Raw genomic sequence first — 20,514 nt, 5'->3', positions numbered from 1 at the left:
CGTATGGTCAACTTGAATGATCAAGTAGATCGCTCGGGGATCGAGCGGAGAAGAAGGTGTCATCGTGAAGAAGCTGGGCTTCCTGTCGTTCGGGTATTGGAGCTCCGGAGCGGGCTCGCAGGTGCGTTCCGCGAAGGATTCGCTCGTCCAGTCGGTCGAGCTCGCGGTCGCCGCTGAAGAGATCGGGATCGACGGGGCGTACTTCCGAATCCACCACTACGCCGACCAGCAGATGTCGCCGTTCCCGCTGCTGTCGACGATCGCCGCGAAGACGACGCGTCTCGAGTTCGGGACCGGCGTCATCGACATGCGCTACGAGAACCCGCTCTACCTCGCGGAGGAGGCGGCCGAGCTCGACCTGCTCTCCGGAGAACGACTGCAGTTGGGGGTGAGCCGCGGTTCACCCGAGCACGCCGACCGCGGCTACCGCTACTTCGGGCATGTTCCCCGAGAGGACCAGACCGACGCCGAGATGGCCCGCGAGCACACCGACCTGTTCCTGCGCGCGATCGAGGGTGAACCCATCGCCGACCCGAACCCGATGTTCGGCCGATCCGGGAAGCTTCCCATCACCCCGCAGTCCGCAACCCTCCGCGAGCGGGTGTGGTGGGGAGCCGGCAACCTCGACACCGCCGTGTGGGCCGCGAGCCAGGGTCTGCAGCTGATGAGCTCCACCCTGATCATGGACGAGAAGGGCCTGCCGTTCGACGAGCTGCAGCTCGAGCAGATCGAGGGCTTCCGGGCCGCATGGCGGGATGCCGGATGGTCGTGGGCGCCGCAGGTGTCGGTGTCGCGGAGCATCACCCCGATCGTCGACGACCTCTCGGCGGCCGTGTTCGGTCACAACCGCGGACGCGAGGGCGTCGGCCAGATCGAGGGCATCACGTCGCGATTCGGACCGCAGTTCGCCGGACCGCCCGAGCAACTCGTCGACCAGCTGCGCGCCGATGTCGCGCTCCAGGCGGCCGACATGGTGCTGCTGACCGTCCCCAACCAGCTCGGTGTGGAGTTCAACGCCCGCCAGCTGGAGGCGGTTCGCGCGATCGGCGACGAGCTCGGGTGGAGCGCCCCCGCGGTCGCGTCCGGCAGCGTCTGAGCAGACTGCGGGCCGCGTCTCCCCTGTTGCGCAACTGAGTGCCGGGTTGGGCTGCCGTCGCCTGCTGGATGAGCTCGTCGCGGGGTAGCGGGTACGAACTGCTTATGCGAGGCGCTTCGAGTCGAAGGGCTTGACGTAGTCCTTGCGCAGCTTTCTGGCCGATTCGAAAAAGAAGAGATCGGACCTTGTGAGCACCCCGTCTTCGTCTTTGGCTCGGAGCAACTCGAGCGTGCACGCAAGGTCGGCGGCTTGAAATAGTCGGTAGTCGGCCGGCTGCATCCGCCTGAACTCAACCTGTAGGAAGTAGGCGTTCATCACCGTATTCAGGATCCGCGTTATCTCGGCCTGGCCGTTGTCGTAGTACACGACGACTTCGTCGAACGCGCGAAAGTACTCGGTTCGGTCCTGCAGGAAAGTACCTATGCCCCGGGCGATCGCGCCCTCGAGCGAGAACCGCTGCGGATGGTCACGCCGTTTGAGAGTAAGTGAGTAGTAGAGGATCGGCGCGCGTCGAACGAAGGCGTGCATTCGCGTGAAGGCGCCCTTGCGTTGCTCCCACGCCATGTAGCGGTACTCGGCTTCACCTCGGATTGCCGCGCCGCTGTGGACTGCGTGCCCCTCAAGTCCGATCTCGCGTAGTTGCCGGTCGAGGGTTTGGAGGTGGGGGTCGAGCGGGTGGTGCTGTTCGTGGACGACGAATGCAAGAACGTAGTAGCCGTCAGCGGAATCACCGAAGTCCCCGGACTCATCCACGAAGATGCTGAGAGTCGACACGCGTTCCTCTGCCGAAAAACAAGATGGCGGGGGACTTCCCCCGCCATGATGTGGGCCCGGGTCATGAAGACCAGCCGAATTTCATGTTACTCCACCACGGCCTCCGACGCCCGGGTCGGTCGCTTCGCGATCCCTCGGGTGGGAGCGGGCCCTCAGAACGCGGTGCGCTTCTGCAGCACGCCGCGCGCCTGGCGGATGTGCTCGTAGTCCCACTGGATTTCGCGGGACTTCGCGATCCAGCGGCGCAGCGCCTCCACGTCGACCTCCGACACGTCGGTGTAGCGCGCCTCGGCCGCCTGGAACGAGCCCTCCGCCCGGAGCCCGGGCTCATCGAACGACTGCCCACTCCAGAACATGAGGCGCATCGCATCCTTCAGGCGGTGGTAGCCGACGATCGGGTTCCCGTCGAGAAACCAGACCGGATGCCCGTGCCACACCCTGTTGGCCGCCTCCGGAAGCCCGCGGTCGATCTCGGCGGAGAGCAGTTCGGCGATCTCGACCGACACCCAGGCGCGCGGCGTATGGTGACTGCATCGTCGAGAGGATTCCGACATGCGTGCGTCAGCTTCGAACGGGTTCGACATCTGGGAGACCCTGGACGGCCTCCGCGAGACCGTCGCGTCGGCGGTCGGGCGTCGCGGCGGGCCGGGCGATATCCGCTCCGCGATCCTCGTGGAGCTGCTTGCGGGGCCGCTGAGCGGTTACGAGGTGATCCGGGCCATCGAGGCCCGCACCTCGGGGGTGTTGTCGCCCGGCGCCGGCACCGTGTACCCGACGCTGCAACTGCTGGTCGACGAGGGGCTCGTCGAGGCGACGCAAGCCGGCGAGCGCAAGGTGTACTCGCTCACGGACGCCGGGCGTGAGGCGGCGGAGGCCGTCGACGCGCCTGACGAGGCCGAGTCTGGGCGGGCGCGTGCCGAGCGCGGACTGGCTCTGCCGAAGGCGGGGATGAAGCTCGCCCAGGCCGCGTCGCAGGTGGCGCAGCACGGCACCGCCGAGCAGAACGAGCGCGCCGTCGCGATCGTCGACGAGGCGCGCCGCAAGCTCTACGCCATCCTCGCCGAGGACTGACCGCATGCCGCAGCCCGGCGTATCCGCGCCGCTGCGCGCCCGCTACCGCCGCATCATGCGGTTCGCCGCGCGCGCGTTCGTGCAGGCGTGGTGGTTCGAGTTCGTGCTGCCGCGCATCGGCCTCCGCCGGTTCGCGGCGCGCGGCCAGACCGCCCGACTCCAGCGGCTGGCGCGACGCTTTCACGACCTCGCCGTCGACCTCGGCGGGCTCATGATCAAGATGGGCCAGTTCATGTCGTCCCGCCTCGACGTGCTCCCGCCCGAGATCACGAGCGAACTCGAAGGGCTGCAAGACGAGGTCGCCGCGGAGCCGTTCGACCGCATCCGTGCGCAAGCGGAGGCCGAGCTCGGCATCCCGCTCGATCTCGCGTTCGCGGTGTTCGATCCGGAGCCCATCGCCGCCGCCTCGCTCGGTCAAGCGCACCGGGCTCGCCTGTCGCCGGCGATCGCCGGTGAGGTCGGGTTCGCGGATGTGGTGGTCAAGGTGCAGAGGCCCGGCATCGAGGAGATCGTCGCCGTCGACCTCGCGGCGCTGCGCCGAGTGGGGCGCTGGCTCACCCGTGTGCGGCTCGTCTCCTCTCGGGTGGATGCGCCCGCGCTCGTCGAGGAGTTCGCCGCCACGAGCCTCGCCGAGATCGACTACCTCCACGAGGCGGGCAACGCCGAGCGCTTCGCCGCGGACTTCGCGGGCGATTCCCGCATCCGCATCCCGGTCGTGGTGTGGGAGCGCACCTCGTTGCGGGTGCTCACGCTCTCGGACGTCACCGCGATCAAGATCACGGACGTCCCCGCGCTGGAGGCTGCGGGCATCGACCCGGCCGCCGTCGCCCAGGAACTCGCCCGCGCGACGTTCCAGCAGATCTTCGTGACGGGGTTCTTCCACGCCGACCCGCACCCGGGCAATATCTTCGTCACGCCCGGGAAGGCGGCGGGCGACCCGTGGCGCCTCACCTACGTCGACTTCGGGATGATGGGCGAGATCTCGGACTCGCTGCGCGCGGGCTTGCGCGACTTCATCCTCGCCGTCGTCGCCCGCGACGGGCGTGCCCTCATCGCCGCGCTGGAGCGGCTCGGCGTGCTGCTGCCGGGAGCCGACACCGAAGAGCTCGAGCGCGCCATGACGGCCTCGTTCGACCGCTTCGGCGGAATGGGTGTCGCCGAGCTGCGCGACCTCGACCCGCGCGAGCTGGAGGCCTTCGCGCGCCAGTTCGGCGACACCATCCGCTCGCTGCCGTTCCAGCTGCCCGAGAACTTCCTGTTGCTGATCCGCACCATCTCGCTTATCTCGGGCGTGACGAGCGCGCTCAACCGCGAGTTCAACATGTGGGATGCGGTCGACCCGTTCGCGCGATCCGTGCTGAGCAACTCGACCCGCGACGTGCGCGAGCTCGGCCGCCGTGCCGTCGGCTACGCCACCACTATGGCGCGCCTGCCGCAGCGGTTCGACGAGCTCGTCACCCGTATCGACCGCGGGCAGCTCGCCGTCCGAGCGCCGGGGGTGGAGCGGCGCCTGTCGTCGCTTGAGCGCCTGCTCGGCCGCCTCGTCTCGGCGGTCGTCTTCGCGGCGATGCTCTTCAGCGGAGTGCTGCTGGTGCGCTCGGATGAGGTGTGGGGCTGGACCCTCATGGCGGCCTCCGTCGTGCCGCTGATCCACGTCGCGCTCACGATGCGCCGCCGCTAGCATTTGTTGTCGTCTCGAACGAACTAGGCTGGTGCGGTCAACCGCTCTCTCGACGAGGAGAAGACCCATGTCGACACCCGCACCGCTTCGCGTCGCCCTCATCGGCACCGCATTCATGGGCCGCGCGCACTCACAGGCCTGGCGGGTGGCCCCGCGCATGTTCGAGCTGCCGCGTGAGCCCGAGATGGCGGTCATCGTCGGCCGCGACCCGGAGCGCACCGAAGCCACAGCCCGACAGCAGGGATGGCGGGAGGCGGTGACGGATTGGCGTGATGTCGTCGAGCGCGACGACATCGACGTGATCGACATCTGCACCCCTGGCGACAGCCACGCCGAGATCGCCCTCGCCGCGCTCGCCGCGGGCAAGCACGTGCTCTGCGAGAAGCCGCTCGCCAACACGGTCGCCGAAGCGGAGCTGATGGCCGCGGCGGCACGTGACGCGGCGGAACTCGGCGTGCTCGCGATGTGCGGATTCAGCTACCGACGCACCCCCGCGATCGCGCTCATGCAGCGGATCGTCGCCGAGGGTCGGCTGGGCGAGATCCGCCACGTGCGAGCTCAGTACCTGCAGGACTGGATCAGCGATCCGGACGCCCCGCTCACCTGGCGGCTCGACAAGGAGAAGGCGGGATCGGGCGCGCTCGGCGACATCGGCGCCCACATCATCGACACCTCGCAGTGGGTGAGCGCGTCGGTCATCACGGCGGTCTCGGCGCAGCTGCGCACCTTCGTCCCCACGCGTCCCGTGCTCGGCGAGAGCTCAGGACTCGGCGGGCGAGGCGTGGAGGATCAGCCGCGCGGTCCGGTCACCGTCGACGACGCCGCGGCCTGGACCGCCACCTTCGACAACGGCGCCCTCGGCGTCTTCGAGGCGACCCGCATGGCGCTCGGCCGCCTGAACGCGAACCGCGTCGAGATCAACGGATCCACCGGGTCGATCGCGTTCGACTTCGAGCGCATGAACGAGCTGGAGTTCTACGACGCCGCCGACGAGGCGGGTCTGCAGGGGTTCCGCCGCATCCAGGTGACCGAGCCCGAGCATCCCTATCTCGATGCATGGTGGCCGGCGGGGCACGGCCTCGGCTACGAGCACACCTTCGTGCACGAGGTGGTGGACCTCGTGCGGGGGATCGCCGCGGGAGGCGGAACGCATCCGACGTTCGACGACGCCGCGCAGGTGCAGCGCGTGCTCGCCGCGGTCGAGGCGAGCGCCGGCGACGAGAGCCGTCTCACCCAGGTGGAGGCCGCCCGATGAGCGAGCGGAAGGCGCTCGTCGTCCGCGGGGGATGGGACGGCCACCAGCCCGTCGAGGCGACCGAGCTGTTCATCCCCTTCCTCGAGGAGAACGGCTTCGCGGTGCGGGTCGAGGAGTCCAACGAGATCTACGCCGATGAGGCGGTCATGGACGAGACGGACCTCGTGCTCCAGCTCGTGACGATGTCGACCATCTCGCCGGAGGCGCTCGCGGGACTCCGCCGCGCCATCGAGCAGGGCGGCACCGGCATGGCCGGATGGCACGGCGGCATCGCCGACTCGTACCGCAACAGCGAGGCGTACTTGCAGCTGATCGGGGGCCAGTTCGCAGTGCATCCCTCGAAGGCGCCCGACCAGCTGCACGGCGAGCAGGCCGACAACTACCTGCCGTACACGGTCGAGCTCACCGAGCTCGGTCGCAGCCACGAGATCATGGCGGGTATCGACGACTTCGATCTCGTGACCGAGCAGTACTGGGTGCTGCACGACGACCTCAACGACGTGCTCGCGACGACCACCCACCCCGTGCAGCCGTACCATCCGTGGCACCGGCCGATCACTTCGCCCGCGATCTGGACCCGGATGTGGGGCGCGGGCCGCGTCTTCGTCTCGACGCCGGGGCACCGGGTCGAGATCCTCGAGGATCCGAACGTGAACTCGATCATCCGCCGGGGGCTGCTGTGGGCCGCGCGCGACGGGAGGGATGCCGCGTGAGTGGCTCGGGTCGCGTCGGCGTCGGCATCATCGGCGCGGGCGTCATCAGCGAGCAGTACCTGACCTGGATGACGACCTTCCCCGACCTCGACGTGCGCTTCGTCGCCGACCTCGCGCTCGATCGCGCGCGGGCGCAGGCCGAGAAGTGGGGCGTCGCCGGATTCGGCACGGTGGAGCAGCTGCTCGCCGACGACGCGATCGAGATCGTCGTGAACCTCACGGTGCCCGCCGCGCATGTGCCGGTCGGGCTGCAGATCCTCGACGCGGGCAAGCATGTCTGGGCCGAGAAGCCGTTCGCGCTCGATCGCGAAGGTGGCAGGAGGCTGCTCGACCGGGCCGCGGAGCTCGAACTGCGGATCGCGAGCGCACCGGACACCGTGCTCGGCCGCGGCATCCAGACCGCACTCCGCGCGATCGATGCGGGCCGGATCGGAAGGCCCGTCTCGGCGCGCGCGGTGTTCCGCAGCCCCGGTCACGAGACGTGGCATCCGAACCCGGACTTCTACTACCAGCCGGGCGGCGGCCCGCTGCTCGACATGGGTCCGTACTTCCTCACGGCCCTCGTGCAGGCGCTCGGGGCGGTGACCCGCGTGCAGGCCACGGCGACGCGCGCTCGTGCTGAGCGCGTCATCGGGTCGGGGCCGCGCCAGGGCACCGTGCTGACGGTCGAGGTCGACACCCAGATCTCGGGCCTGCTCGAGTTCGCCGGAGGGGCGACCGCGACGGTCGAGTTCAGCTTCGACAGCGCCCTGCCGTACGCACCGGTGCTCGAGGTGCTCGGCGACGCGGGTGCGATGCTCCTCCCCGACCCGAACGGCTTCGACGGCGACACCGAGGTGTTCCCGTGGGGCGGCGAGCCCGTCACACTGCCGGTGGCGGCGAATCCGGGGCGTGGCACCGGCGTGCTCGAGCTGGCGCGGGCGATCCGCGCGGATCGGCCCGAGCGGGCGTCCGGCGCCCTCGCCTTCCATGTGCAGGACGTCATGCTCTCGCTCGGCGAGGCCGCCGCGTCCCGCACGGCGGTCGAGGTGCAGAGCACGATCGAGCAGGCGCCGCTCATGTCCGAGGACTGGGACCCCACCGCCGCCACTCTGTAGCCTCGAACGCACGACGAAGGGGGCGAGCATGAGCGGATGGCGGGTGTTCCTGGCCAGGCTGGTGCGCAGGATCTGGTTCCGCGCATCCGTCTTCACCGTGGCGGCGGTCGCGCTCGCACTGGTCGCCGGGTTCCTCGGCCCGTGGCTGCCCGACGCCCTCGCGTTCGACATCGGGCAGGACTCGGTCGCCTCGATCCTGCAGATCCTCGCCAGCTCCATGCTCGCGGTCACGACGTTCTCGCTGACCGCGATGGTCGCGGCGTACTCCTCCGCGGCGACCATTGCGACCCCGCGTGCGACCCAGCTGCTCGTCGAGGACCGCACCTCGCAGAACGCCCTTTCGAGCTTCCTCGGCTCGTTCGTGTTCGCGATCGTCGCGATCGTCGCGCTCTCCACCGACTACTACGGCGAGCGCGGTCGCACGGTGCTCTACCTCGGCACGCTCGCGGTCATCGCCGCGGTCGTGGTCACGCTGCTGCGCTGGATCTCGCACCTCGGCTCGTTCGGACGGATGGCCGATGTCATCGAGCGCGTGGAGGAGGCGGCGACGACGGCGATCCGCGACCACGCCGCACATCCGCACCTCGGGGCGTCGCCGCCGGTGCCCGTGCCGAGTTCCGCGCGACCGGTGGTCTCCACGGCGACCGGCTACGTCACGCACGTCGAGATCTCGGACCTCATCCACCTGTGCGAGACGAAGGATCTCGTGGTCCACGTGCAGGTGCTCCCGGGTTCGGGAGCCGACCGCGACACGGTACTCGCGCACGTCGAGGGGGATGCCGACGACTCCGTGCTCGACGCGGTCCGCGGGACCTTCCGCATCGAGGCGACTCGCACCTACGAGCAAGACCCGAGGCTCGGGCTGATCGCGCTGTCCGAGATCGGCAGCCGCGCGCTGTCTCCCGCCGTGAACGATCCGGGCACCGCGATTCAGATCCTCGCGGCACTCGACCGTGTGCTCACCGCGATGCTCACGGCCGGCGGGCCAGAGGAGCCGCGGACCGAACGGGTTCGTGCTCCCGCGCCCGAGTTCTCCGACCTCATCGAGGATGCCTTCCGGCCGATCTCGCGCGACGGGGCCCGCCTCGTGGAGGTCGGACTGCGGCTGCAGCGGACTCTCGGGGCGCTCGTGGCGGTCGCCGATCCGGCGCGGTCGCGCACGTTGCGCGCGGCCTCGGCCTCGGCACTCTCCCGCGCCGAGCGTGCGCTCGACGACCCGGAGGACCTCCGTCAGCTGCGGCGGGCCGCGAAGCGCGCCGCAGAACGACGCCTGCCGCGGGGCTGAGTCTCAGCCCTGGGCGCGGCGGGGCCCGGAGCGGCGGCGCGAACGCTGGCTGGAGCTTGCGCCCGCGCCGGCGGTGGAACGCTCCTGTGTCGTCCGAGTCTGCGAATCGGAGCGCGGGGCGCCCGAGCGGGTTGCAGACGAGTACTGCCCGCCGGAGCGCTGACCGGAAGAACGCTGGCCGGACGAACGCTGCCCCCCGGAACGCTGCCCGGCGCTTGCGCCCTGACCGGAGCGCGCACGCTGGCCGCCCTGGCGCGGCTGACCGCCTCCCGAACGCCCGGCGCTCGTGGCGCGAGGTGCCGGTGCGACGCGGGGTGCGACCTCGCCGACGAGCGCCGTGAGCGCGGGGGCGCCGACCGCGGTGGGCGTGGGAACCGCCGAGATGTTGGCCTTCCGCAGCAGGGCCGCGACGTCCGAGCGCTGCTCGGGCAGGCTGAGCGTCACGACGGCGCCGGTGCTGCCGCCGCGCGCGGTGCGACCCGAGCGGTGCAGGTACGCCTTGTGCTCGGCCGGCGGGTCGACGTGCACCACGAGCTCGACCTCGTCGACGTGCACGCCGCGCGCCGCGATGTCGGTCGCGACGAGCACCCGGATCTCGCCGCTCGCGAAGCGGGCGAGGTTGCGCTCGCGCTGACCCTGGCTGAGGTTGCCGTGCAGGTCGGCGGCGGGGATCCCCGCCTCCGTCAGGGTGCGGGCCCAGCGCTTGGCGACGTGCTTGGTGCGCGTGAAGAGGATGCGTCGGCCGCTTCCCGAGGCGAGCGCCTCGACGACGGCACGCTTCGCGGTCGCATCGGCGACCTCGAACACGTGGTGCTCCATCGCCTCGACGGGGATGTCGGGCGCCTCGGCGCCGTGGTGCACCGGCTGGTGGAGGAAGCGCTTCGCGAGGCGGTCGACCCCGCTGTCGAGCGTGGCGCTGAACAGCATCCGCTGACCGCGGTCGGGGGTCGCCGCGAGGATGCGCGTGACACCCGGAAGGAACCCGAGGTCGGCCATGTGGTCGGCCTCGTCGAGCACGGTGATCTCCACATCGTCGAGGCGGATGTGGCCCTGGCCCATCAGGTCTTTGAGGCGGCCGGGGCAGGCGACGACGATGTCGACGCCCGCGCGCAGCGCCTGAACCTGCTTCTGCATGGAGACCCCGCCGAACACGGTCGTGGTCGTGAGCCCGTAGGCGGCCGCGAGTGGCTTCAGGGTCGCGTCGATCTGCGACGCGAGCTCGCGCGTCGGTGCGAGCACGAGTCCCAGAGGACGCGCGCTCCGACGCGGGGAGGAGGAGGTGCGGCTGCCGAGGCGCGCCACGAGCGGGAGCCCGAACGCGAGGGTCTTGCCGGATCCGGTGCGCCCGCGTCCGAGGACGTCGCGCCCCGCGAGGGTATCGGGCAGGGTTTCGGCCTGAATCGGGAAGGGAGAAGTGATCCCCTGGCGCCCGAGCACGTCGAGGAGGGGGAAGGGCACGCCGAGCGTGCCGAAATCGGTGGTCATGATGCTGCTTTCTGCGGCCGTGCGTGCACAGCCGTATGTACGTGGGCGAATCGTGCCGAGTGGCACGTCCGTTCGCCGGAGAGAGTCTCAACCACCGTCGGGGACGGGGGAGAAGAAGCGTTCTACGACGCGGGCGACGCGAGCAATGCGTACGCCGGTGACGAGGTTAGCACGGGCGACTGATCAGAGGTCGACTCACAGGTTCACCGGGGGCGCGACGACTACTCTTGCCGGAAGCGATCGGCAGTTGCCTTTGGCTTCACGCCCGGCTTTCCCGCCGCCGATCGATCGGACTGATCATGTCGTCCATCCCCGCGTTGCCCGTATCCGGGCGCATCCGCACCACACGGCCCCGCGCCGCCGGTGCCGGCGATTCCACCAGCACCTTCACCGCGCTGTCGCGCACCGTCCGCGAGGCGGGCCTGCTGCGCCGCGCGCGGTGGTTCTACGCACTGCTCGGGGGCGGCCTGCTGCTCGCACTCGGGGGTGCGATCGCGGGCTTCGTGCTGCTCGGCGAGAGCTGGTTCCAGCTGCTCATCGCGGCCGCCCTCGGCATCATCTTCACGCAGGCCGCCTTCATCTCGCACGAGGCCTCGCACCGTCAGGTTCTCGCCTCGGGTCCTGCCAACGACCGCCTCGGCCGACTGGTCGGCGTGCTCGGCGTCGGTATGAGCTACCAGTGGTGGATGACGAAGCACACCCGCCACCACGCGAACCCGAACCAGGTGGGTCGCGACCCCGACATCGAGGTCGACGTCGTCGCGTTCACCCCGGAGTCGGCGGCCGAGCAGCGCGGTCTGCTGGCGTCCATCACGCGCCGCCAGGGCTGGCTGTTCTACCCGCTGCTCCTGCTCGAAGGCCTGAACCTGCACATGCACTCGGTGCGGTCGCTGCTCGAGCGCCGCAAGGTCGACGGCCGGTGGACCGAACTCGGACTGCTCGCGCTGCGCTTCGGCGTGCTCTACGGGGCCGTCTTCTGGCTGCTGCCGCTCGGCATGGCGTTCGCCTTCGTGGGCGTGCAGCTCGCGGTGTTCGGCGTGTACATGGGCACCTCGTTCGCGGTGAACCACACCGGGATGCCGATCATCGGCCGCGACGAGCGCCTCGACTTCTTCGCCAAGCAGGTGCGCACGTCGCGCAACATCGGCGGCGGATTCTGGGCGAGCGCGCTGCTCGGCGGCCTCAACTACCAGGTGGAGCACCACCTCTTCCCCAACATGGCGCGGCCGTTCCTCGCATCGGCCCGCACCCTCGTGCGCGAGCACAGCCGCGTGCACGATGTGCCCTACACCGAGACCTCGCTCGTGCGAGCCCACATCGCGGTCGTGCGCCATATGCACACGGTCGGTCTCGCCGCGCGCGATCCGTTCGTCTGCCCGGTCATCGCGGGCTACCGCCGAGGCTGAGCGGCCGGTCCCACGGCCGAACTGTGGGGCGCTCGGTCAGGCCCCGTCGCCCCAGCGCTCCGGGGGCACGACGTACCAGTTGGCGCCGTCGTCGGTCGAGCGGACGACTCGGGAGGTCTCTTCCGGGTCGAGCATGACGAATCCGATCGCCAGTGACTTCGCCATGCGCTGCACCTTGTCGCCGGGCACATGGAGGCCCCAGAGCACCCCTGAGTCCTCGGGCGGTACCTCGCCGCGGGCCTTCGCCCCGAACCATCCGCCCATGCTGCCGAGGGTACCCGTTACTCCCCGCGGCGGCGGATGGCGCGCACCATGAGCTGAACGGCAGAGGCGAGGACGAGCACCCCGAACAGGATGGTCGCCGGTCGCGGCGGCAGCCAGAAGGCGATGGCGACACCGGCGAGGCTCGCGAGAGTCGCCGAGACCCCGACGATGATGCCGTCGAGGGGGCGCACGAGCCGTGCCCGCGTGTTCCTGATCGACCCCGAGAGAGCGGCGGGGATCACGGCCACCAGCGACGTGCCCTTCGCGGCGAGGTCGCTCATCCCGAAGACCGCGATGAGCGCGGGAACCACGATGACGCCGCCGCCGATGCCGAACAGCCCGGAGGCGATCCCCATCGCGATCCCGAGCAGCACCAGCCCGACACCGGACCCGACGGTCAGTTCGAAGCCGTTCGTGCGGTGAGGTTCGGGTCCGACGAGCAGGTACAGCGCGACGAGCACGAGGAACACGGCGAACATCCAGCGCAGCCAGCCGATCGGCAGGGTCCGGAGCAGGCGTGTGCCGATGAGCGATCCGCCGACGCCCCCGACGGCCACGAGCAGGGCGGGGATCAGTGCGATCTGGCCATGAACGAGGTAGCCGATGGATCCCGCGATCGCGGTCGGAACGATCGCGACGAGCGAGGTGGCGGCCGCGTGACGCTGATCGAGTCCGACGAGCCAGATGAGCAGCGGGACCATGACGACCCCGCCCCCGACACCGAACGAACCGGAGAGCAACCCGCCCACGAGGCCCACGACGACGAGGGCGAGGGCGCGAGGCACTTCACGACCCTACTCGCCTCACGCGGCTCTCCCGCGGCGAGTCGGGGTGACCCTAGGCTGTTCGCGTGAGCGCCGTCGCCACCGCCCCTTTGGTCACGCGTCGAGGGGAGCCCGTCGCATCGCTCTGGCCGCTCGATCCCACGGTCGTGCACCTGAATCACGGATCCTTCGGGGCCGCCCCTCGGGAGACGGTCGCGTCGCGGGCGCGACTTCTCGACGAAGTCGAGGCGAATCCGCTGCGGTGGCATCTCGGAGTCGGGCCGCGGCGCGAGGCCGCACGCCGCACGGTCGCCTCCTTCGTGGGGGCCCCGGCCGAACGGCTGGCGTTCGTGCCGACGGCGAGCGCCGGAACGACCGCGGTGCTCAGGGAGCTCGTCGTCGGCGAGGTGGTCGTGACCGATCACGCCTACGGCGCGCTCGCGAAGCATGTCGTGCTGCAGGCCCGACGCGCCGGTGCGCAGGTCACGACGGTACACGTGCCGCTCGCGGCAGACGCGTCGATCACATCCGCCGCGATCCTCGAGGCGGTGGGGCCGCGCACACGTCTCGTGGTGCTCGATCAGGTGACGTCGGCGACGGCTCGCGCGATGCCGGTGGAGGAGGTCGTGGCCGGCGCGCACGCGCACGGCGCCGCCGTCCTGGTGGACGCGGCCCACGCGCCGGGGATGCTCGTCGAGCCGGCGGCCACTCAGGCGGATGCCTGGATCGGCAACCTCCACAAGTGGGCATGCGGGGTGCGGGGAGCCGCGGTCGCCGTGCTCGGAGACGAGGCCGCGGGTCGGGTGCGCCCGCCGATCGAGTCATGGGCGGGTGACGAGCCGTATCCGGCGTCGTTCGAGGAACAGGGCACCGCGGACGCGACCGCCTATCTCGCCTCCGCTGCGGGCATCGAGTGGATCGAGGAGCGGATCGGGTGGGATCGCATCCGTGCCCACCAGGCCGCCCTCGTCGACTACGGCCGCGAGCTCGTGGCCGAGGCGTTCGGCGCTCTGACCGGGGAGGATCACGCGGTGCGGGTCGGGATGCCCTCTCCGGCGATGGCGCTCGTCGCACTCCCTCGGGGGCTCGCGCGGCGTCCCGAGAACGCCGCGCGGCTTCGTCAGCGCATCGCCGATGAGCTCGGCTTCGAGACGCAGATCGCCTCGTGGGGCGGCGAGGCGCGGCTGCGACTGTCGGCGCACGCGTACACCGTGGCCGCCGATCTGGAGCGCTTCGCGGAGAGTGCCGTTCCCGAGCTCGTGCGATGGGGGCGCTCGATGGCGGATGTTTGACGCCTCCTCGCGCTCAACGTATAGTCATCGCACGAGCAGTTGCGAAATCGATTGTTCACATTTCGAACCCTGCACATCACAGGCCCGCACAGGGCGTCTCAATGAGGAGATGGGAAGTACGTGTTCACACAACGCAATCGGAATGGCCTGAAGGTCGCCGCGATCCTGGCCGGCTCCGCCGCGGCGCTCTCCCTCGCGGGATGCGCATCCGGTGACACCGGAGACAGCGACGAACCGATCGAGCTCCGCATGACCTGGTGGGGCGACGACAGCCGCCACGAGGTCACCAACGCGGCACTCGACCGCTTCGAGGAACTGAACCCCGGGATCACCGTCGTCCGCGACTTCAGCGGCTTCGACGGCTACCTCGACAAGATCACCACCCAGTACACCGGCGGCAACTCGCCGGACGTCATCCAGCTCTACAACGAGGTGCTCGTCGAGTTCGCCTCGCGCGGCCAGCTCGTCGACCTCGGCGAGCAGGTCGACGCCGGCAACCTCTCGCTCGACGGATGGCCCGAGGACCTGCTCGAGGTCAGCACGATCGACGGTGCGCTGAGCGCCCTGCCGTTCGGGCTCTCGACGCACGGCTTCATCTTCGACAACACCGCGCTCGAAGATCTCGGCGTCGAGCCGCTCACCGAGGGATACACCTGGGATGACCTGGCCGACTTCGCCGCCGACGTGAGCGAGGCGTCCGACGGCTCGCTCGCCGGGGTCACCGATCTCTCCGGCGGCTACCAGGTCTTCGAGGTCTGGGCGAAGCAGCACGGCGAGGAGTTCCTCGACGCGGACGGCATCGGCTTCAGCGCGAGCACTCTCGAGAGCTTCTGGGATTACTGGGCCGAGCTGCGCGAGAGCGGCGGCGCGACCGCGCCGGACGTGACCTCGGAGTACCAGGCCACGCCGTACGACGCGGTCATCGCCGGTGTCGCAGCCTCGACGTTCCTCTTCACCAACCAGTACGACGGAGTGCAGGAGCGCACTCCCAACGTGCTCTCGCTCGAGCGGATGCCCGGCGAGGCGGGGCAGCCCGGACAGTACCTGCGCACCGCGATGAACCTCACGGTCTCGGCCCAGTCCGAGCACCCGGAGGCGGCAGCCAAGCTCGTCGACTTCCTCGTGAACAACGAGGAGGCGAACAGCATCCTCGGCCTCAACCGCGGATTCCCGGCCAACGCGAACGTCATCGATGCGGCGTCTGAGGGCGCGAACGAGAACGTCCAGCGCGCGATCGCGATCTTCGAGTCGGTGCGCGAGCACGGCTCGCCCGCCCCGGTCCCGGCGCCCGCCGGCTCGGGAACGGTGAACGCGCTCTTCCAGGAGGTGGCGCAGCAGGTGCAGTTCGGCCAGCTGTCGGTGGCCGACGCGGTCGAGCAGTTCATGTCGCAGGCCGCCTCCGAGCTCGGCTGAGACCGGACGGGATGATCACACGCTCATGACTGCGCTCACCGATTCGATCGACGCGGAGACGTCGTCGCCGGAGCGCGCGGACGAGCGCCGCGGGCGGGGGCCCGACCCCCGCCCGCGGAAGCCCGCGTCGCTGCGCCGGGCGATCCTCGCCGAGAAGATCGCGCCCTACACCTTCCTGGCGCCGTGGCTGATCGGCTTCTTCGTCATCACGCTCGGGCCGATGCTGGTCTCGCTGTACCTGTCGTTCACCGACTTCAGCATGCTGGCGCCGCCCGAGTGGGTCGGGGTCGACAACTACGTGAAGCTCTTCACGAACGACCCGAAGTACCTCGACTCGGTGCGCGTCACGCTCATCTACGTCCTGGTCTCGGTGCCGCTGCAGCTGGCGTTCGCGCTGCTCGTGGCGCTCGTGCTCAACCGCGGGCTCCGGGGCCTCTCGCTCTACCGCTCCATCTACTACCTGCCCTCGCTCATCGGGGCGAGCGTCGCGATCGCGGTGCTGTGGCGCCAGATGTTCGGCTCGAACGGCCTCATCAATCAGGTGCTCGACTTCTTCGGCATCCAGGGCATGAGCTGGATCGGCAACCCCGAGACCGCGCTCGGCACGCTCATCATCCTGAACGTGTGGACGTTCGGCTCGCCGATGGTGATCTTCCTCGCGGCGCTCCGGCAGATCCCCGAGTACCTCTACGAGGCGGCGGCGGTCGACGGCATCTCCCGCGTCGGCGCGTTCCGGCACATCACGTTGCCGATGCTGAGCCCCGTGGTGCTGTTCAACCTCATCCTGCAGATGATCGGCGCCTTCCAGGCGTTCACCCCCGCCTTCGTCGTCTCCGGCGGCACGGGCGGGCCGGTCAACTCGACTCTCTTCTACACGCTGTACCTCTACCAGCGCGGCTTCACGGGATTCCAGATGGGCTACGCGAGCGCGATGGCCTGGATCCTGTTCCTCGGCATCGCGCTGGTCACGGCGTTCAACTTCTGGTTCTCGAAGTACTGGGTGCACTATGACGACTGAGACATTCGACCAGAAGACCGTCGCGATGAGCGTCGGTCGAAAGAAGAGCCGCGTGCGCGACGGCTTCTCGCACGCCCTGCTCATCGCGTTCGGGTTCGTGATGCTCTACCCGGTGATCTGGATGCTGGGCGCCTCGTTCAAGGACAGCGCGCACATCTTCTCCGAGGTGTCGCCCATCCCGAACCCCGTGATCCTCGACAACTACGCCCGCGGATGGGAGGGTGCGGGAGTCGGCTTCGGCACCTTCATCCTCAACTCGACGATCGTCGCCGGGCTCTCGGTGATCGGCAATCTCGTCGCGTGCGTGCTCGCCGGGTACGCGTTCGCCCGCCTTCGCTTCCGCGGGCGCAAGCTGTTCTTCGCCTGCATGATGGCCACGCTCATGCTGCCGCACCACGTGCTGCTGATCCCCCAGTACATGCTCTTCGCGGGGCTCGACTGGGTGAACACCTTCCTGCCGCTCGTGGTGCCGAAGTTCCTCGCGGTCGACGCCTTCTTCGTGTTCCTGATGGTCCAGTTCCTGCGGGGCATTCCCACGGAGCTCGATCAGGCGGCGAAGATCGACGGCGCCGGGCCGTGGAAGACGTTCTGGTTCGTGATCCTGCCGCTCTTGAAGCCGGCGCTCGCCACGACGGCGATCTTCACGTTCATCTGGACCTGGAACGACTTCCTGAGCCCGATGATCTACCTGCAGGATCCGCGCAGCTACACGGTCCCGCTCGGGCTCAACTCGTTCCTCGACGCGAGCGGCGACAGCGCCTGGGGCGCGATGTTCGCGATGGCCGTCATCTCGCTGGGCCCGCTGTTCGGCTTCTTCCTCGTCGGGCAGAAGTACCTCACCACTGGCATCGCCACGACCGGATTGAAAGGCTGATCCCCCTCCATGTCGAAACGAGCACGCATCGCCGTCATCGGCGCGGGCGGCATCGGCGCCGCTGCTCACCTCCCCGCCATCGAGGCGCTGCACGACGAGGTGGAGCTCGTCGCGATCGTCGACCCGGATGAGGGCCGTCGCACGGCGGCAGGGGAGCGGTTCGGATGCGAGGCGCTGTACGCCGACGCGACGACGATGCTCGCCGAGGTCTCACCCGACATCGCCGTCGTCGCGACCCCGCCGCACCTGCACGAGCCGCTCGCGATCGAGGCGATGCGGGCGGGTGCGTGGGTGTATTGCGAGAAGCCGCTCACCGGATCGCTCGCATCCGCCGATCGCATCGCCGCAGCGGAGGCCGAGACCGGGCGCTGGTGCGTGACGGTGTCGCAGTTCCGATACTCCGGTGGCTCGCGCCAGGTCGAGCGGGGGCTTCGCGACGGGCGATGGGGCCGTCCCCTGCTCGGCATCTCGCACACCAACTGGTTCCGCGGACCCGAGTACTGGGATGCCCCCTGGCGCGGCAAGTTCGCGACCGAGTTCGGCGGGTCCACGACAACGCAGGCGTACCACGCGGTCGACCTGCTGCTGTGGCTCATGGGTGGCGACTGGGCGAGCGTCGGCGGGGTCGCGGAGACGATCTCGCGCCCTATCGAGGTGGAGGACGCGAGTGTCGCGAGCGTGCGGTTCGCAAGCGGAGCGATCGCGAGCGTCGTGTCGACCGTGCTGAGTCACGATCCCGTGACGCGTCTCGAGGTCGTCGCCGAGAAGGCGTCCGTGAGGCTCGAGACGCTGTATCTGCCGCTGCTGGCCGAGTGGACGGTCCGCACGATCGGCGAGGGTGACGCGGCGGTCGTCGTGGACGACTGGGCCGAGGACGAGCCTGAGATGCTCGTGAACGCGCACCGAGCGCAATTGGCCGAGCTGGTCGCCGCGTGGCGGGCTGACGTGCGGCCGCAGCTGACCACGGAGGAGTCGCGGGCGACACTCGAGTTCCTCACCGCGCTCTACAAGTCGTCGGCCGAGGGCCGGGTCATCGCCCGGGGCGAGATCGGACCGGGCGACCCGTTCTACGAGGCGCTCGACGCCGCGGGTCCGACACGGGCGGAGGCGCGACGTGGCTGAGCTGCGCATCGTCGACGCCGGCGGTGAGGAACGTGAGCTGCGGATCGACGGGCGGCCTCTCGCCCGGCTCGCGATCGGTACCGGGATCGGCCCGGTCGATACCCCGAAGCCGCACATCCATCCGCTTCGCACTCCGGGCGGCGTGGTCGTCACCGGTTTCGCCCCCGAGGATCACACCTGGCATCACGGGCTTCAGTTCGCAATGCCACGAGTGGATGCCGACAACCTGTGGGGCGGCGGCACCTACTTCAGCCCCGAGGAGGGCTACCGGGTCGTCGATGATCAGGGCGAGATCCGGCACATCGGCTGGGTGGACGAATCGTCGGACGGCCCCGAGGCGCGGATCGCGGAGTCGCTGCGATGGCGCGGGCACGACGGGCAGGCGCTGCTCGACGAGCATCGCCGCTGGCGGTTCCGCACCGTCGTCGTCGACCGGACGGATGTGCTGGTGATCGATTTCGCCACGACGCTCCGCAGCGCCACGGGTGCCGAGGTGGCGCTCGCGACGCCTGCGCAGCGCGGACGCCCGGACGGTGGATACGGTGGCCTGTTCCTCCGGCTCGGCGAGGGGTTCGCCGCTGAGGCGCTCGACGGCGACGGTGTGGACCTCACGGAGTCGGGCGGCGGATCGCGCACGATGATCGTTCACGGGGTCACGGGTGACGGCGAGGCGGTCACGCTCGGTCTCGCGTTCGGCGACGAGCCGGCCGCGGGCGATCACCGCTGGCTGCATCGCTTCGACCCCTTCTCCGCGATCGGCTGGGCGGTGGCCTACGAGCACGGGCTGACCGTTCCGGCGACCGGCGGGCTGGAATTCGAGCACCGACTGGTCGTGGCCGACGGCCACCTCGACCCGGCGGCGGTGCGCGCCCTGCTGTAGCGGATGGCTAGCGGTGGGTGGGCGCTGCGCTCGAACCGCGGGCCAAGAGCTCCGGTTTCGGTTCGTGCAGAACGACGTCCTCGAGCTCGGCGCCGTCGAGGTGGTCGAGGAGCATCGTCGCGGCACGTTCGCCCGCCTCGACCATCGGCATGCGCACCGTGGTGAGCTCGGGCGCCGTGTATGAGGCGATCCAGGCGTCGTGGATCGACACGATCGAGAGGTCGTCGGGAACACGGACCCCGGCGGCCGCGCAGGCGTGGAGTGCACCGACCGCGGCGTTGAGGCTCGCGACGACGATCGCGGTCGGCCGCTCGTCGAGCCCCAGGATGCGCGACATGGCGAGGTGACCCGCGGGCGCCTCCCAGCCTCCCGACTGGGTCCACTCGGGATGCGACGGCTCGCCCGCCATGAGCTCGGTGAACGCCTCGAGACGTCGCGCGGCGGCGTCGTGGTGGGCGGCACCCGCGATGAAGCCGATGCCGGTGTGGCCGAGCTCCCGCAGGTGCTCGACGGCGATCCTCACGGCCGCGGGATCGTCGAGCACGACGGACCCCGGCCGCCCCGAGAGGCGCGAGTTGAACAGCACGGTGGGGACGGGGATGTCGAGCGCCGCCTGGAGGGAGGCGTCGTCGTAGTCCTCCGCACGCTGAAGGATGACCCCGTCGACGCGTCCGTTGCCGATCAGTCGTGAGAGCGCCTGGGCGGAGCGGTCGGAGGCGTTCAGCTGGCCGAGCAGCACGGCGGTGTGCCGCTGCTGGCAGGCCTCCTGGATGCCGGAGTGGAGCCCGCCGAAGATCGCGTTGTTGACTTCGGGCACGACGAGCGCGATCGCACCCGATCGCGACAGGCGCAGCGCCCGCGCGCGGTGATCGGGCTGGTAGCCGAGCTCGGTCGCGGCGGCGACGATACGCGCCCGGGTGTCGGCGCTGATGCGCGCGTGGGCGTCGTCGGTGAGGGCACGCGACGCGACCGACACCGAGACTCCGGCTCGTGCCGCGACATCCTTCAACCTCACCATCTCGAC

At 70.0% G+C, this 20,514-nt stretch carries 20 protein-coding genes; 14 read left to right on the top strand and 6 right to left on the bottom strand.

Annotation, left to right across the window (positions count from 1 at the left end):
- Positions 1 to 64: 64 nt before the first annotated feature.
- Positions 65 to 1,096: an LLM class flavin-dependent oxidoreductase gene (locus FVQ89_RS01475; protein ID WP_187264848.1), complete on the top strand. Its 1,032-nt coding sequence runs from the start codon at positions 65 to 67 to the stop codon at positions 1,094 to 1,096.
- A 102-nt stretch (positions 1,097 to 1,198) separates the two neighbouring features.
- Here FVQ89_RS01475 and FVQ89_RS01470 read toward each other — a convergent pair whose 3' ends face one another.
- Together FVQ89_RS01470 and FVQ89_RS01465 are read right to left on the bottom strand one after the other, a co-directional pair.
- Entirely contained in the window at positions 1,199 to 1,870 is a 672-nt protein-coding gene (locus tag FVQ89_RS01470; RefSeq protein WP_147900155.1) for a DUF3800 domain-containing protein, read from the bottom strand.
- Between the two features lie 152 nt (positions 1,871 to 2,022).
- A complete protein-coding gene (locus FVQ89_RS01465; protein WP_222706023.1) occupies positions 2,023 to 2,376 on the bottom strand; it encodes a DUF1801 domain-containing protein in 354 nt (117 codons plus the stop codon).
- A gap of 46 nt (positions 2,377 to 2,422) precedes the next feature.
- On the opposite strand from FVQ89_RS01465, the gene FVQ89_RS01460 reads away from it, so the two are divergent.
- The 6 genes from FVQ89_RS01460 to FVQ89_RS01435 all read left to right on the top strand — a co-directional run bounded on the left by FVQ89_RS01460 (position 2,423) and on the right by FVQ89_RS01435 (position 8,972).
- Positions 2,423 to 2,941 (top strand): PadR family transcriptional regulator, encoded by a 519-nt coding sequence (locus FVQ89_RS01460; RefSeq protein ID WP_147900153.1) that lies wholly within the window; start codon positions 2,423 to 2,425, stop codon positions 2,939 to 2,941.
- A 4-nt stretch (positions 2,942 to 2,945) separates the two neighbouring features.
- Complete coding sequence (locus FVQ89_RS01455) at positions 2,946 to 4,622, top strand: AarF/ABC1/UbiB kinase family protein (RefSeq protein WP_147900152.1); 1,677 nt, start codon at positions 2,946 to 2,948, stop codon at positions 4,620 to 4,622.
- Positions 4,623 to 4,689: 67 nt separating this feature from the next.
- On the top strand, positions 4,690 to 5,877 hold the full coding sequence (locus tag FVQ89_RS01450; protein WP_147900151.1) for a Gfo/Idh/MocA family protein: 1,188 nt from the start codon (positions 4,690 to 4,692) through the stop codon (positions 5,875 to 5,877).
- On the top strand, positions 5,874 to 6,590 hold the full coding sequence (locus tag FVQ89_RS01445) for a ThuA domain-containing protein (protein WP_147900150.1): 717 nt from the start codon (positions 5,874 to 5,876) through the stop codon (positions 6,588 to 6,590). The genes FVQ89_RS01450 and FVQ89_RS01445 overlap by 4 nt, the downstream gene beginning before the upstream one ends.
- Entirely contained in the window at positions 6,587 to 7,687 is a 1,101-nt protein-coding gene (locus tag FVQ89_RS01440; protein WP_147900149.1) for a Gfo/Idh/MocA family protein, read from the top strand. Before FVQ89_RS01445 ends, FVQ89_RS01440 begins: the two co-directional genes overlap by 4 nt.
- A gap of 28 nt (positions 7,688 to 7,715) precedes the next feature.
- The gene (locus FVQ89_RS01435) at positions 7,716 to 8,972 is read left to right on the top strand and encodes a DUF2254 domain-containing protein (RefSeq protein ID WP_147900148.1); all 1,257 of its coding nucleotides are present in this window, start codon (positions 7,716 to 7,718) and stop codon (positions 8,970 to 8,972) included.
- A gap of 3 nt (positions 8,973 to 8,975) precedes the next feature.
- Here the strand turns inward: FVQ89_RS01435 and FVQ89_RS01430 are convergent, their stop codons facing one another.
- Complete coding sequence (locus FVQ89_RS01430) at positions 8,976 to 10,457, bottom strand: DEAD/DEAH box helicase (RefSeq protein ID WP_147900147.1); 1,482 nt, start codon at positions 10,455 to 10,457, stop codon at positions 8,976 to 8,978.
- 299 nt (positions 10,458 to 10,756) lie between these two features.
- On the opposite strand from FVQ89_RS01430, the gene FVQ89_RS01425 reads away from it, so the two are divergent.
- Entirely contained in the window at positions 10,757 to 11,863 is a 1,107-nt protein-coding gene (locus tag FVQ89_RS01425) for an acyl-CoA desaturase (protein WP_147900146.1), read from the top strand.
- Between the two features lie 36 nt (positions 11,864 to 11,899).
- Here FVQ89_RS01425 and FVQ89_RS01420 read toward each other — a convergent pair whose 3' ends face one another.
- Together FVQ89_RS01420 and FVQ89_RS01415 are read right to left on the bottom strand one after the other, a co-directional pair.
- Entirely contained in the window at positions 11,900 to 12,127 is a 228-nt protein-coding gene (locus tag FVQ89_RS01420) for a hypothetical protein (RefSeq protein ID WP_147900145.1), read from the bottom strand.
- A gap of 17 nt (positions 12,128 to 12,144) precedes the next feature.
- Positions 12,145 to 12,912, bottom strand: a complete 768-nt coding sequence (locus FVQ89_RS01415; protein WP_255513346.1) for a sulfite exporter TauE/SafE family protein — start codon at positions 12,910 to 12,912, stop codon at positions 12,145 to 12,147.
- Positions 12,913 to 12,977: 65 nt separating this feature from the next.
- Here FVQ89_RS01415 and FVQ89_RS01410 point away from each other — a divergent pair, with 65 nt between their 5' ends.
- From FVQ89_RS01410 to FVQ89_RS01385, 6 genes are all read left to right on the top strand, one after another.
- On the top strand, positions 12,978 to 14,183 hold the full coding sequence (locus tag FVQ89_RS01410; protein WP_147900144.1) for an aminotransferase class V-fold PLP-dependent enzyme: 1,206 nt from the start codon (positions 12,978 to 12,980) through the stop codon (positions 14,181 to 14,183).
- A 120-nt stretch (positions 14,184 to 14,303) separates the two neighbouring features.
- On the top strand, positions 14,304 to 15,596 hold the full coding sequence (locus tag FVQ89_RS01405; protein ID WP_147900143.1) for an ABC transporter substrate-binding protein: 1,293 nt from the start codon (positions 14,304 to 14,306) through the stop codon (positions 15,594 to 15,596).
- 25 nt (positions 15,597 to 15,621) lie between these two features.
- Positions 15,622 to 16,614 carry a carbohydrate ABC transporter permease gene (locus FVQ89_RS01400; RefSeq protein ID WP_147900142.1) on the top strand — a complete coding sequence of 331 codons (993 nt, stop codon included), beginning with the start codon at positions 15,622 to 15,624 and terminating at the stop codon, positions 16,612 to 16,614.
- Positions 16,604 to 17,488 carry a carbohydrate ABC transporter permease gene (locus tag FVQ89_RS01395; protein WP_222706022.1) on the top strand — a complete coding sequence of 295 codons (885 nt, stop codon included), beginning with the start codon at positions 16,604 to 16,606 and terminating at the stop codon, positions 17,486 to 17,488. The genes FVQ89_RS01400 and FVQ89_RS01395 overlap by 11 nt, the downstream gene beginning before the upstream one ends.
- Before the next feature lie 9 nt (positions 17,489 to 17,497).
- Positions 17,498 to 18,610, top strand: coding sequence for a Gfo/Idh/MocA family protein (locus tag FVQ89_RS01390; protein WP_147900141.1), 1,113 nt, complete (start codon positions 17,498 to 17,500; stop codon positions 18,608 to 18,610).
- The gene (locus tag FVQ89_RS01385; RefSeq protein WP_147900140.1) at positions 18,603 to 19,490 is read left to right on the top strand and encodes a PmoA family protein; all 888 of its coding nucleotides are present in this window, start codon (positions 18,603 to 18,605) and stop codon (positions 19,488 to 19,490) included. The genes FVQ89_RS01390 and FVQ89_RS01385 overlap by 8 nt, the downstream gene beginning before the upstream one ends.
- A 7-nt stretch (positions 19,491 to 19,497) precedes the next feature.
- On the opposite strand, the gene FVQ89_RS01380 is transcribed toward FVQ89_RS01385, so the two are convergent.
- The gene (locus tag FVQ89_RS01380) at positions 19,498 to 20,508 is read right to left on the bottom strand and encodes a LacI family DNA-binding transcriptional regulator (protein WP_147900139.1); all 1,011 of its coding nucleotides are present in this window, start codon (positions 20,506 to 20,508) and stop codon (positions 19,498 to 19,500) included.
- Between the last annotated feature and the right edge of the window lie 6 nt (positions 20,509 to 20,514).

The sequence above is a fragment of the Homoserinibacter sp. GY 40078 genome (assembly GCF_008017545.1).
Taxonomy (GTDB): Bacteria; Actinomycetota; Actinomycetes; order Actinomycetales; family Microbacteriaceae; genus Homoserinibacter.
The sequence above is the reverse complement of the archived record's forward strand: the minus strand, read 5'-3'. Positions and strand labels throughout refer to the sequence as shown.

Bases quoted from the DNA above. Each gene is read 5' to 3' on its own strand.
- FVQ89_RS01460 (WP_147900153.1), top strand. From the start codon at position 2,423: ATGCGTGCGTCAGCTTCGAACGGGTTCGACATCTGGGAGACCCTGGAC.
- FVQ89_RS01455 (WP_147900152.1), top strand. From the start codon at position 2,946: ATGCCGCAGCCCGGCGTATCCGCGCCGCTGCGCGCCCGCTACCGCCGC.
- FVQ89_RS01450 (WP_147900151.1), top strand. From the start codon at position 4,690: ATGTCGACACCCGCACCGCTTCGCGTCGCCCTCATCGGCACCGCATTC.
- FVQ89_RS01445 (WP_147900150.1), top strand. From the start codon at position 5,874: ATGAGCGAGCGGAAGGCGCTCGTCGTCCGCGGGGGATGGGACGGCCAC.
- FVQ89_RS01435 (WP_147900148.1), top strand. From the start codon at position 7,716: ATGAGCGGATGGCGGGTGTTCCTGGCCAGGCTGGTGCGCAGGATCTGG.
- FVQ89_RS01430 (WP_147900147.1), bottom strand. From the start codon at position 10,457: ATGACCACCGATTTCGGCACGCTCGGCGTGCCCTTCCCCCTCCTCGAC.
- FVQ89_RS01425 (WP_147900146.1), top strand. From the start codon at position 10,757: ATGTCGTCCATCCCCGCGTTGCCCGTATCCGGGCGCATCCGCACCACA.
- FVQ89_RS01420 (WP_147900145.1), bottom strand. From the start codon at position 12,127: ATGGGCGGATGGTTCGGGGCGAAGGCCCGCGGCGAGGTACCGCCCGAG.
- FVQ89_RS01400 (WP_147900142.1), top strand. From the start codon at position 15,622: ATGACTGCGCTCACCGATTCGATCGACGCGGAGACGTCGTCGCCGGAG.
- FVQ89_RS01395 (WP_222706022.1), top strand. From the start codon at position 16,604: ATGACGACTGAGACATTCGACCAGAAGACCGTCGCGATGAGCGTCGGT.
- FVQ89_RS01390 (WP_147900141.1), top strand. From the start codon at position 17,498: ATGTCGAAACGAGCACGCATCGCCGTCATCGGCGCGGGCGGCATCGGC.
- FVQ89_RS01380 (WP_147900139.1), bottom strand. From the start codon at position 20,508: ATGGTGAGGTTGAAGGATGTCGCGGCACGAGCCGGAGTCTCGGTGTCG.